At 34.9% G+C, this 12,032-nt stretch carries 13 protein-coding genes and 1 pseudogene; 9 read left to right on the plus strand and 5 right to left on the minus strand.

The features are described from left to right. Positions 1–2 precede the first annotated feature (2 nt). Genes ACFFIS_RS04215 through ACFFIS_RS04225 form a run of 3 tightly spaced genes read left to right on the plus strand, consistent with a single transcriptional unit; the run spans position 3 to position 3,370 of the window. Positions 3–938 (plus strand): AAA family ATPase, encoded by a 936-nt coding sequence (locus tag ACFFIS_RS04215; protein WP_390186289.1) that lies wholly within the window; start codon positions 3–5, stop codon positions 936–938. A gap of 1 nt (position 939) precedes the next feature. Next, positions 940–2,160: a DUF58 domain-containing protein gene (locus ACFFIS_RS04220; protein WP_320379531.1), complete on the plus strand. Its 1,221-nt coding sequence runs from the start codon at positions 940–942 to the stop codon at positions 2,158–2,160. Beyond that, positions 2,150–3,370: a hypothetical protein gene (locus ACFFIS_RS04225; protein WP_390186284.1), complete on the plus strand. Its 1,221-nt coding sequence runs from the start codon at positions 2,150–2,152 to the stop codon at positions 3,368–3,370. The genes ACFFIS_RS04220 and ACFFIS_RS04225 overlap by 11 nt, the downstream gene beginning before the upstream one ends. A gap of 7 nt (positions 3,371–3,377) precedes the next feature. Here the strand turns inward: ACFFIS_RS04225 and crcB (ACFFIS_RS04230) are convergent, their stop codons facing one another. The 5 genes from crcB (ACFFIS_RS04230) to ACFFIS_RS04250 are packed head-to-tail and all read right to left on the minus strand — an operon-like array spanning position 3,378 to position 6,128. Continuing rightward, positions 3,378–3,746 carry a fluoride efflux transporter CrcB gene (gene crcB / locus ACFFIS_RS04230; protein WP_320379528.1) on the minus strand — a complete coding sequence of 123 codons (369 nt, stop codon included), beginning with the start codon at positions 3,744–3,746 and terminating at the stop codon, positions 3,378–3,380. Further along, the gene (gene crcB / locus ACFFIS_RS04235) at positions 3,743–4,117 is read right to left on the minus strand and encodes a fluoride efflux transporter CrcB (protein ID WP_320379527.1); all 375 of its coding nucleotides are present in this window, start codon (positions 4,115–4,117) and stop codon (positions 3,743–3,745) included. The genes crcB (ACFFIS_RS04230) and crcB (ACFFIS_RS04235) overlap by 4 nt, the downstream gene beginning before the upstream one ends. Then, positions 4,114–4,527: a Fur family transcriptional regulator gene (locus ACFFIS_RS04240; RefSeq protein ID WP_320379526.1), complete on the minus strand. Its 414-nt coding sequence runs from the start codon at positions 4,525–4,527 to the stop codon at positions 4,114–4,116. The genes crcB (ACFFIS_RS04235) and ACFFIS_RS04240 overlap by 4 nt, the downstream gene beginning before the upstream one ends. 5 nt (positions 4,528–4,532) lie before the next feature. After that, entirely contained in the window at positions 4,533–5,351 is an 819-nt protein-coding gene (locus ACFFIS_RS04245) for a metal ABC transporter permease (RefSeq protein ID WP_320379525.1), read from the minus strand. An 18-nt stretch (positions 5,352–5,369) separates the two neighbouring features. Next, positions 5,370–6,128, minus strand: coding sequence for a metal ABC transporter ATP-binding protein (locus ACFFIS_RS04250; protein ID WP_390186286.1), 759 nt, complete (start codon positions 6,126–6,128; stop codon positions 5,370–5,372). A gap of 307 nt (positions 6,129–6,435) precedes the next feature. On the opposite strand from ACFFIS_RS04250, the gene argS reads away from it, so the two are divergent. The 6 genes and pseudogenes from argS (at position 6,436) to ACFFIS_RS04280 (ending at position 11,750) form a co-directional block, all read left to right on the plus strand. After that, a complete protein-coding gene (gene argS, locus ACFFIS_RS04255; RefSeq protein ID WP_320379831.1) occupies positions 6,436–8,106 on the plus strand; it encodes an arginine--tRNA ligase in 1,671 nt (556 codons plus the stop codon). A gap of 945 nt (positions 8,107–9,051) precedes the next feature. Further along, a pseudogene (locus ACFFIS_RS04260) lies at positions 9,052–9,898 on the plus strand (tyrosine-type recombinase/integrase). An 85-nt stretch (positions 9,899–9,983) separates the two neighbouring features. Further along, positions 9,984–10,250 (plus strand): hypothetical protein, encoded by a 267-nt coding sequence (locus ACFFIS_RS04265; protein ID WP_320379524.1) that lies wholly within the window; start codon positions 9,984–9,986, stop codon positions 10,248–10,250. After that, positions 10,234–10,572 (plus strand): type II toxin-antitoxin system RelE/ParE family toxin, encoded by a 339-nt coding sequence (locus ACFFIS_RS04270; RefSeq protein ID WP_320379523.1) that lies wholly within the window; start codon positions 10,234–10,236, stop codon positions 10,570–10,572. The genes ACFFIS_RS04265 and ACFFIS_RS04270 overlap by 17 nt, the downstream gene beginning before the upstream one ends. 69 nt (positions 10,573–10,641) lie before the next feature. Next, complete coding sequence (locus ACFFIS_RS04275) at positions 10,642–11,100, plus strand: hypothetical protein (RefSeq protein WP_320379522.1); 459 nt, start codon at positions 10,642–10,644, stop codon at positions 11,098–11,100. 134 nt (positions 11,101–11,234) lie between these two features. Next, a complete protein-coding gene (locus tag ACFFIS_RS04280; RefSeq protein ID WP_320379521.1) occupies positions 11,235–11,750 on the plus strand; it encodes a GrpB family protein in 516 nt (171 codons plus the stop codon). The last annotated feature ends 282 nt before the right edge of the window (positions 11,751–12,032 follow it).

Consider the following 12,032-nt stretch of genomic DNA (forward strand, 5'->3'; position numbering starts at 1 on the left):
AAATGTTAAAGCAAGCACAAGGAAAGTTAAATAATGTTATTTTTGGAAAAGAGGAGGTAGTTGAACAATTATTCATCGCTTTACTAGCTGAAGGACATGTATTACTTGAAAGTGTTCCAGGAACTGGAAAAACAAAATTAGCAAAAAGCTTTGCAAAAGTCATAGATGGCGAATTTAGCCGTGTCCAGTTTACACCGGATGTTTTACCAAGTGATGTTACAGGTATCCGTTTTTTTAATCCTAAAAAGCAAGATTTTGAATTACGGGTTGGACCTGTTGTGACAAATGTACTATTAGCAGATGAAATAAACCGTGCTACACCAAAAACACAATCAAGTTTACTTGAAGTAATGGAAGAATATCAAGCGACAATTGATGGGGAAACAGTGGCTGTTCCAAAACCATTTATTGTAGTAGCGACACAAAATCCCGTAGAAAGTAATTATGGTACGTTCCCTTTACCAGAAGCACAATTAGATAGATTTTTATTTCAAATAGATTTAGGATACCCGAGCCAAGAAGAAGAAAGAAAAATTATTCATACATATCGTGTAGAAGATCCTTATGAACATATTATTCCAAGTTTAACAATTGAGGATATTTTAAAAGCACAAAAGAGCAGCAAAGAGGTAATCATTTCGAAAGTGGTAACCGAGTATTTATTAGACTTAATAAAAGCTTCCAGAGAGCATCCAGAAGTTGAACTTGGAGTGAGTCCACGTGGTATGCTTGCTTTAATGCGCGCCGCCCAAGCAAAAGCGTATATACAAGGAAGAGATTATATAACACCTGAAGATATTAAAACATTAGCACCACTCGTCTTTACACACCGCATTATTTTAACGATGGAAGGTTCTATTAAAAAGACATCGAAAGAAGTTGTGACAGAAATCATTAGTTCAGTTCAAGTACCGGTAGAAGAAGGGGCAGTCAAATAGGATGTGGAAAAAGGAATTTGATGTGGAGCATATTAAAAGCTTTGAATATGTTGCGATTACTGCTATCATATTCTTCATCCTTGGACTCATTTATCAAAAACCATTGGCAATAGTTGGTATGGGGATGTTTGTTATATTTTTAACCGTATATAAGATTTATGATCGTAGTGTTGGTACAAAACTACAATTAAAAAATGAGCCTAGACAAGTGAAGTTATTTCCGGGAGAAAAAGCATCATTAAGATTCGAAATCGAAAATAATTCTATATTTCCTCTAATAAATGGTTCTTGTCACTTGCAATTAGGCTCTTCTATTTATGCATATACGTTGGTGAAAAAGGAAAAGCAATATTGGGAACCATTGTCTATTCCATTATCAATTATCCAATCGAAAACAACTGTTATCGATATACCGATTGAAGCAAAACAACGAGGTGTAGCCTTGATAACGAATATTCGTTATACATTTCCACATTTATTAAGTTTTTCATCCATTTCGTTAAAGTATATGCCAAGTTATCAAACTGAAGTAATTGTTTTTCCAAAAGCATTGCCAGTATCAGGGGTTGAACAGATTTTTCATTCTATACCCGGAACCGGACGTGTCAATTTGTCACCATTTGAAGATATTCAAAGTCCGATAGGTACAAGGACATATCAGTATAGTGATCCATTTTATAAAATCAACTGGAAAGCATCGGCAAAATCACAACAATTGCAAACGACTGAATATGAAAAAGTCATTGATCATTCGTATGTGTTTGTTATAAATATTGCCAATGAATACCGGACAGATATGGTTCGATTTAATAAAATGCTAGAAGACTATTTATCTTATACAGCCTATTTATGTGAATATACTTTCCATCACAATAGTCCTTTTGAAATCTTTATGAATGCGAGAAAACCAGGGTCCATTCCGTATATTCATTTACCAGAAGGAGAAGGCAAGAATCATTATGCAAGATCATTGGAGTTATTGGCACGTATCTCCAAACAATCATTATCCGTATCTTTTGATAAAATGCTCTATCAAATAGGGAAACAACTTGTTACACCTAAAACAATCATATTTGTTGGAGACGTACCAGCAAATCTAACCCAAATTACGCGTAATTGGAAACAGAAGCAAGTCTCTCTCTATCAAATTATACAAATGGATGAAGAGCAAGCGGCGTATGTAAAGCCATTGAAAAAGGAGGTTTCGCAATATGCTACGTAATCAGATGATTGTCACGCATGCGTATCATTTTCTATGTGAAATACTTCTTGTGTTTTTACTTATGTTACCAATCTTTCACCACAAATATTTAATGGTACCATATTGGAGTTATTTATTATTAGCAGTTGGTACTTGTGCCGTGTTTACATTGATGCATACGAAGAAAATGAGTAATATGCTGTACTTTGGTGCATTACCTGTTTTGTTTATTACTCTTTATTTATTAAATTATCCAGTAGTATTTACGATTATATTACCTATCATTTTTGTATGGCGTTTTGTTTTCATAAAGAAGTACCAAGACATAAGAAAAGAAAAACAGTATTTACTAATAACATGTTTACTCGGTGCAATAAATATCATCTTGATTAACGATCCGCGATATTTAATTTATGTTTTAGCACTATTACTAATCCTATTTTTTGGTTTTATGGTTAGCCATTATGTGAGTGTGCATAAGAACCAACGTCAAGATGTAAATATATTATTAGGATTTTATTTTGCAATTGCGTTATTCGGAGGAGCTGGGATATTCTCTTTACTGTCCAATCAGATTTTCCAGATTGCAATCTTCATGAGACAAACTATCATTTTTTTGTTTTCAAATATTATTACAGGCGTAGCGAATACATTAAGCTTCCTTGATGTAGAACAACAAGGTTGGCCAGAACAAGAGGATGATGGGTCACTGTCGGCAATGGATGATAAAATAATTGAAAAGTCAACAGGTTTTAACATGATGGAAGTGCTTACCGTGTTAGCGGGAATCACTTTTGCTATCTTTTTGATTGTATTTATTTTATTTGCAATTGATGCAATGCGTAAAAGGAAGCAGCTACAAGAAATACATTTAGCAGAAGAAAAACAAAGCGGTATAGATTACTTTACAAGTAAAGATAGTAAGGGCAGAACAATCAAGGAATGGCGGCCTACTTTTAGTAGAAAACAACCAAATCATCCGATTAGAAAAGCTGTTTATCAATTTGAAAGGAAAGCAAAAAAGAAAAAATGGGGAAGAAAACCATCTGAAACAATTGAAGATTGGCTAGGAAGGATTGGTTTTGAAGGTCATTTAGATACGTATCAGAAGGTTCGTTATGGAGATATGTTAGAAGTTAGTTACGATGAAGTAAATGAATTACGACGTCATTTACAGCATATTGAACAAAAGTATTTCAAAGAGCCTAAAAAAATAACCAACACGACATGAATCGTTATTACGGAAGTTCATGTCGTGTTGGAAATGAAATGTTAAAAATAGCATAGACCAGTAATAATGATACAAATAATGAAATAAACACGTAGCTAAACGCTTTAATATAATGTTTGTCTAACAGTAATTGCATCGTTTCATTACCAAAAGTGGAGAAAGTGGTATAGGCGCCACAAAATCCTACACCAAATATGTACCAGGCGACTTCTGGTAGGACGTGCCCTACATGTAGTTTTACTAGTAATCCAAGTAAAACGGAACCAGTAATATTGGCAATCCATGTACCTATTAATTGCTTGTGAAATAAATGAGAAAGGTAATAGCGTAAGATACTACCAAAAAATCCGCCAATTGCTACAAAAATTGCACTCATACATCCACCTGCTTACTAGCGCATTGATACCCAAGATAATTTCCAAACAGTCCACAGAAAATACTTAATAAAATATAACTTAAGGCAAGGAATATATGCTGATTTACTAGTTCTATTGTTTCCGTAGTAAAAGTAGAGAATGTGGTGAACGAACCAATGACTCCTGTTTGTACTGCAGTTAAAACCGTTGTGGAAAATGTTCTTTTAATTTTTCGATGATGCATAATAAAACTAAGTAAAAAACAACCGATTATATTTACCGAGAAAGTTGCGTATGGAAGTTCACTATGAATAAGGAGTGAAACCATGTAGCGGGCGAGAGAACCAATGATACCACCTAAGCCTACCGCAAAGTAAATATTCACTCTCATCCGATTTGACACGTTGGGCATACGCCATATATCTCAAATTTATGATCATCAATTCTATAATTAGCTAATGATTGTGCTACCTCTTCCATGGGGCAAATGTCAACATCCTTCGTTTTGCCGCAATCACGACATATAAAATGGTGATGATGGGAAGTGGTGCATTTCATCCGAAAGTGTTTTTCTCCATCTAAATCGGTTGTTTCTAGTATACCAACTTCATCGTATAAGTTCAGATTGCGATAAATGGTATCAAAGCTTATTCCTTCATGTAATGTTTCCATATGTTGTAATACGTGTTTGGCTGTACGATATCCATCAGCATGAGCGAAGTATTCCAACATATCTTTTCTTCTTCCCGTCGCTTTATAGCCTTTTTCCTTTAAAATACGTATCGCTTCATTCATGTTCATGCTAATTACCTCCTTTTTACTATGATAGTCCATAATAAAATGATAACAGATACGACAACAATTGTACCACCTGGTGGAATGCTAAAATAATAACCTGTAATTAATCCAATCATAACAGCTAATTCACCAAAGATAATCGATAAGATTAATGTTTGTCTAAATCCTTTCGCAATCCGCATACTTGCCGCAACCGGTAACGTCATTAATGCTGAGACGAGAAGAACACCGACAATACGAATTGATGCAGCAATGACAAGTGCTGTTAAAACGATAAACAACAAATGAATTCGTTTTGCATGAATACCTGATACAGTTGCATGCTCTTCATCGAAAGAAAGTGCAACCAATTCTTTATAAAATAGTACGATAATAGCTACAACAAAAATTGCAATCGTAAGTATCATATAAAAGTCATTTCTACTAACTGCAGAGACTGACCCAAATAAGTAGCTAAAAAGGTCCGTGTTAAATCCATTTGCTAATGAGATGAAGATGACACTGAGGCCAACTCCAGCCGATAAAATAATGGGGATAGCAATCTCTTGATATGTTCGATAGACGCTACGCAACTTTTCAATTAATATTGAGCCAGTAACTGAAAAGAACATACCACCATATAAAGGTGCAATTGGAAAGGAGACTTGTTTTTGTAGAAATAACGCGAATGCAATACCAGCTAACGTCACATGAGAAAGCGCATCGGCAATTAATGATAGCCTTCTCACTACAATGAACGTACCTAATAATGGTGCAATAATACCAATTAGAAGTCCTGTATATAAAGTGTTTCTTAAGAAATCATAATGAAAAAAGTCAATTAACATGCTATACCTCCAAAAATGTTATGAATGATCATGGGTGACGATATGGACAGCATGACCATATATTTTGGATAGATCATGTTGATCAAGAGCTTCATATTCATCTGGTTTGCCATGAAAATGTAATGTTTGATTTAAACAGGCGATGTCTGTTACAAAACTTGTAATCGTTCCGGTGTCATGTGTAATAAGTAACAAAGTAATATGGCGTTCTTTATTAATTTTATAAAGTAAATCATAAAAACGTTGCACATTTTCATTATCTACCCCAACGGTAGGCTCATCTAAAATTAAGAGTTCAGGATCACTTACTAGGGATCGGGCTATGAACACACGTTGCTGTTGTCCGCCTGACAGGTTTCCAATATTTTGATGCATGTATTCTGTCATACCCACTTGCTCAATCGCTTCTACAACTTTTTCGCGGTCCTTTTTTGTAGGGAAAGAAAAATACCCAAGCTTGGCTGTAAGCCCCATCGATACGACTTCATATACAGTAGCAGGAAAGCCTTTATTAAAGGAATTGGACTTTTGGGAAACAAAGCCAATTTTACTTTTATCTTTAAATGAAGTGAGTGGTTTGCCAAATAGTAAAATTTCTCCCGAGTTAGGTTTGATCAGACCGAGAATGAGTTTGATTAGTGTTGTTTTTCCACCACCATTTGGGCCAATCAAGCCTAGAAATGAACCTTTTGGTATATCAAGATTTATGTCATGTAATATTTGCTTTTTTTCGTATGAAAAATTAACCTCTTTTAAGGAAATAATGGGATCAACCATTGATTCAGCTCCTTCCAATATTCAAGTACACGAAAAACTATTTTTTATTATATCGTAATGATTACGATTTGTAAATAGGAATCATTACGATTCATGAATGGCTTTATCCAATACTTCAGAGTCATTACCGTGATTTATTTTATAAATGTAAAAGTTGAAAGTAATATTTGGCATTTGAACATCTAAAAAATATACTGATTTCAACTATTCCTTGTTGGTCGCTTTCTACTATAAAAAGATGTTATAATATATCAATATGCGTGCGTCTGTATGGAACGGTACCGTAAACAAGGAGGAAACTGACATGATGAACATGGTACAACAAGTGGAAGATAATATAAAAGAAGAAATAAAACAAGCAGTATTGCAAGCTGAATTAGTTACTGAAGCAGAACTACCTCACCTTGTACTTGAAAAGCCCAAAAATAAAGAACATGGGGATTATGCAACAAATATCGCAATGCAATTAACCAAAATCGTGAAACAACCGCCTAGAAAGATTGCGGAAAAGATTGTCGATGAGTTATCTAAATCAAGTAAGACAATTGAGAAAATCGATGTTGCTGGACCAGGCTTTATTAATATTTATATGAATAATGATTATTTAACTAATCTTATCGAAACAATTATCGATGCGGGTGTTACATATGGCCGTTCCGATTTTGGAAAAGGTCATAAAATTCAAGTGGAATTTGTTTCGGCAAATCCAACTGGTGACTTACACTTAGGTCATGCAAGAGGTGCTGCATATGGTGATTCACTGTGCAATGTATTAGAGGCAGCAGGTTATGATGTACAAAGGGAATATTATATTAATGATGCTGGAAACCAAATGCATAATTTAGCATTATCCGTACAAGCCCGTTATATGCAAGCATTAGGTAAAGAGTGTGACATGCCAGAAGATGGTTATCACGGACAAGATATTATTGAAATAGGAAAAAGGCTTGCACAAGAAGAAGGAGATCAATGGCTAGATAAACCTGAAAATGAACGTTTAAACTATTTCCGTAAATATGGTTTGGATTATGAACTAGCAAAATTGAAACATGATTTAGCTGCATTTGGTGTGGAGTTTGATTCGTGGTTTTCCGAAACATCATTATATGAAGGAAATAAAATTAACGATGTTTTACAGAAACTACGTGAAGCGAATGTTGTCTTTGAAAAAGATGATGCCGTATGGTTACGTACAACAGACTACGGTGATGACAAAGATCGTGTGTTAGTTAAATCAGATGGAACATATACGTACTTAACACCAGATATTGCATATCATAAAAATAAATTAGACCGTGGGTTCGATACACTGATAAATATTTGGGGAGCAGATCATCATGGTTACATTCCCCGTATGAAAGCTGCTATTCAAGCACTAGGTTATACAAAGGATACGCTAGAAGTGGAAATTATCCAGATGGTAAACTTGTTTGAAGATGGCGAACGGGTAAAAATGAGTAAACGTACTGGAAAAGCATTGACACTTCGTCAACTTATGGAAGAAGTCGGGATTGATGCGATGCGCTACTTCTTTAATATGCGTTCTTGTGATTCACACTTAGACTTCGATATGGATTTGGCCCGCTCTCAATCGAATGAAAACCCGGTTTATTACGTTCAATATGCACATGCACGAATTTGTACAATGTTGAAGCAAGCGAAAGAACAAGGATATGAAATCACAACGGCATTTGATCATAGCCTGCTGGGAGCGGAAAAGGAAGAAGACTTACTAAAGAAATTAGGAGAATTTCCACAAGTGATTGCAGATGCTGCTGAAAAGCGCATTCCGCATAAAGTAACCCAATATGTATTTGAATTGTCTGCAAGCCTACACAGTTTTTATAATGCCGAAAAAGTGTTGGATGCCACTAATAAAGAACGTACAAAAGCACGCCTAGCATTAATGGAAGCAGTGCGTGTTACAATTGCTAACGCACTTAGTTTAGTTGGTGTAAAAGCACCAGAAAAAATGTAATATAGATCAAAACGAGTATAGGGATAGAACCTTATACTCGTTTTTGTTAATAAATGTTGTAAGCAGTTATCTATGAATAACAAGATGTTTTTTTGCTATCTTTATAATAAGACAAGTATTATATTTTAGGTAAATCGTAGACTCCTAATTTTTAGAAAGCTATAATGGGATGGAGGAATTGGCATGAAGGTTATCCAACGATACAAATTACTTCTAATTTAGATTTTATTGCTTTTTTTAATGGGCTGCCCACAGGAAAAATCGAAAAATAATAATATGAAAATAATAGAGATGACAGGCTATGTAAATGAAAAAATCCCTCATCCAAATGTAATACTAGTTTCCCCTAATATTGGGGAGTTTGGAGAGGAGCCATAACCAGAAAAGGGGCGATATATTTTTCAGTCACCAAAGAAGTATACGAACGTGTAAATATTCGAGAATAAGTTATAGTGAAATATGATAAGAATGGTGATGTGAAGGAATCTGATCTACAAATTTGCATAACTGATTCTATAGAAGTATTAAAGTGATTATCCTCTTGAAGATTTTAAGAATAAGAGAAACTGGAGTATACAGGCTATAGGAGCCCAAATTTAGGGAAGGGCTACCATTTGCGAAACTCGGAGCCACAGCGTTTTTTTTTGTCTGATTAATTATTACCCCCTTGCATCTTCTATATGTTTTGTAGTTAAATGCCATACGCATATTGAATTATTAATGTTATACTTGCCGATAGTTTGATTGGCTTCAGTTAGAAAAGACATTCCGCAAACGGGCGCAGATTGTTGCACAAGCAGTCCACAAAAAGACACAATTCTTTTTTGAGTTGTGTCTATTTTTTTACAGATTTCACCACTATACATTACGATTGTTGAATAAGGGTTTTTCATACTGCCTATACTAGAATTAAAATAATTGATTCATAGTATGGAGCGTGAAAATATGTTGTTGTCGGAGGCATGGAGTAAATACCAGTCTGATAAAAAATTGAGGGCTATTCTCCTCTCACTTTGAAGATGTATGGTTTTCAATATAATCTTTTAAAACGTTTTTTCAGTGATGTTAAAATGAAGGAGTTTACAACAGAAAATTTAAAGCAATATCTAATAGACGATGGTGAGCATCTGAAGCCATCTAGTCTAGGGCATCGAATACGTTTCATTTCATTAAATCACTTTTTAAGTGGACACATGAGGAAGGGCATATTTCGAAGAATCCAGCCGCTAAACTTAAAGAACCAAAATTGGGACAAAGAATTCCAAAATTTCTGTCCAAACATGAAATTGAGCATCTTCGTGAAGGATGTCATACTCCGATGGAAAATGCTCTATTCGAGTTTTTCTATTCAACTGGCTGCAGGATTGGAGAAGTTGCAAAATTAAATAAGGAGGATATTAATTTCACAGGAAATTCCGTTATTGTACACGGGAAAGGTGATAAAGAAAGGGAGGTTTATTTTAATATACTTTGTAGCATTTGGCTAAAAAGGTATCTTGAGAAACGTGATGATGAGGAAGACTGTTTATTTGTTACAGAGCGTAACCTGAAAAGACGAATGAGTGTGGATTCACTAAGGTATGTTATAAAACGTATCTCTAATAGAGCAGGTATCAAAAAAACAATTCATCCACACCAATTGCGTCACAGCTATGCAACACATATGGTTGATAATGGTGCTCCACTTGAAATAATTCAAAGTCTTCTTGGTCATGAAAAAAGTGAAACAACAAGGATATACGCGCATCTTAGCGGAAAATTAAGACATGACTTTTATGGTAAATACTTTTAAAGTTTGCGATTAAAATTGAGGGTAAATGGACGGAACAAGCCTGATTTGTGATATACTAAGGTTAAATAAATTGAGGTGAAATATAATGGGTGCATTGAATAATAATGTCAAAAAAGAACTTGCAAATGCCCTAAGTGATAAAAGTGAAGGAATGTTTGTTGTCGATGGGAAACTAATCTCCTTGGAAGTTCACGATACGGATTCTGTGAATGAAAAATTTGATAATTTAGCACTGGAAATCGAAGCATATCCAGAATTAAAGGAATCGCTTCAACGTTACTTGGATAATCCAGACATGGAACGCTATACAGCAAAAGAACTTAAGGAGTTAAGGGATGAACAAAGAAAGTGACCAGAATTTTTCAGTTTATTTTACGAAGGAGTTTAAAAATTGCTTAGATCAAATTCAAGCTTTCTTTGCGGAACAAGGAGCAGATGTGCTTGAATGGTGGTTTTCCAAAGAGGATAACATGATTGATGAAATTGATCACCTGTTATCTTCTTTTCCGTATGTAGGTAAAAAAGTTGAAGAAGGTCCTTTCAGAGGGTTTCATTGTCTTACATACGGAAAAAGTCGGCATCGAATGTTAAATTATTTGATTTTCTATATGGTTTATGAAGATGAAGAAACAATTGATGTCATTAATATATTACCATCGCAATCTGAACGTTAGCGAATTAGGTAATTCAAGAATAGGGCCATTTTGTTGGATTACGGGTGTTGTTTTCAAGGGGGGATATGTATGCTTTTACGTGCAGGAATTACTGGGTTTCAACCGACGATATCAATTGGAGAGAGCGGATTTAAGACAGTTTGTTATTCCTCATTTGGTTCAAACGGGGTGGATATTGTTGAAGGCTTAGGTTCAATGAAAAATTTCTACGAATGTATAATTAAACTGAAGAATAAAAGGGTTCACGTCCTTCTTAATAGCCATTATCCATTCGTTGCGTTTACATCTTCCCGTGAAGCAGATGAACATAACTTGCCTTTCATTAACGATATTGAGCTATCAAAGACCTTCAATCAGTATTATAAAGTATTATGTCTTGAGCAGCTGAATGAACCTTTAAAGTATACTCAACAAGGCAAAAATATTATCATTAAAAATGAAAACACTTTGCACCAAGATGAATTGAAACAACTTACGTATTGGAAACCGAAAACAGTAGGAGAAATCGTATTTAATTATTGGGATTAAATATTATATTGTTAGCTCAACAAAACAAGACGTACTCTTCTGTTAACGGGTGCAGTTGTGGAAGAAGTACTGTGCCTGAATCGGGCCATTTTGTCGTAGATGGATTTATAAAGTGCTTTAGTGGGGGGATACAATTGAAAGTTAGGCTATCGGAGTATGATGAAAATTGGAGTAAAATGTTTGAAGATGAGGCTGAGTTTTTGAGTGCAATTTTTGGGGATGAAATAATCAAGTTTGAACATTTTGGTAGTACCTCTGTCTTAGGCATGAATGCAAAGCCTGTTATTGACATGATGTGTCTCGTCAAAGACATCGATAAAATTGATACATTCAATGACCAAATGAGCTTACTTGGATATGACGTTGCTGGGGAATGGGGCATACAGAATCGACGATTATTTCGAAAAGGTGGGGAGAACAGAACCCACCACATCCATGTTTACCAGTATGATAACCCTCAAATCGAACGGCATTTAGTTTTTCGAGATTATTTAAGAACTCATCCTGATGAAGTTGAACGATACAAGCGTTTAAAAGAAGAGCTGGCTCAAAAATATGAAGATACGGCTTATTATAGCAAAGCGAAAAAGCCTTTCGTGAGCGAAATGGAACAACGAGCATTGGAATGGTTTGGACAACAGGGAAGGTAGCAACTGTTCTAGAATAGGGTGCGTTTGTTAAACATTACAAAGCCTAATTTTTCGCCTAAAACAGGCAGTGATTAGACTTTTTTGTTTTTAAAGATTTTTTGTTAAATACGGTGGCAACAGTTGCTGAGGTCTGAGACATTCACTGGTAAGAAAGATTACACAGGTGGTACATTATGTCCGCAATACTCCATAACCTTAAATTCAATAGCATGCACTTTAAAAGAACAAAAAACTTTTCATTGATTTTATTGCAAAAAATTCTAATATATCTTATAGTATTAG

It is taken from the genome of Paracerasibacillus soli (genome assembly GCF_042432965.1).
Taxonomy (GTDB): domain Bacteria; phylum Bacillota; class Bacilli; order Bacillales; family Amphibacillaceae; genus Paracerasibacillus; species Paracerasibacillus soli.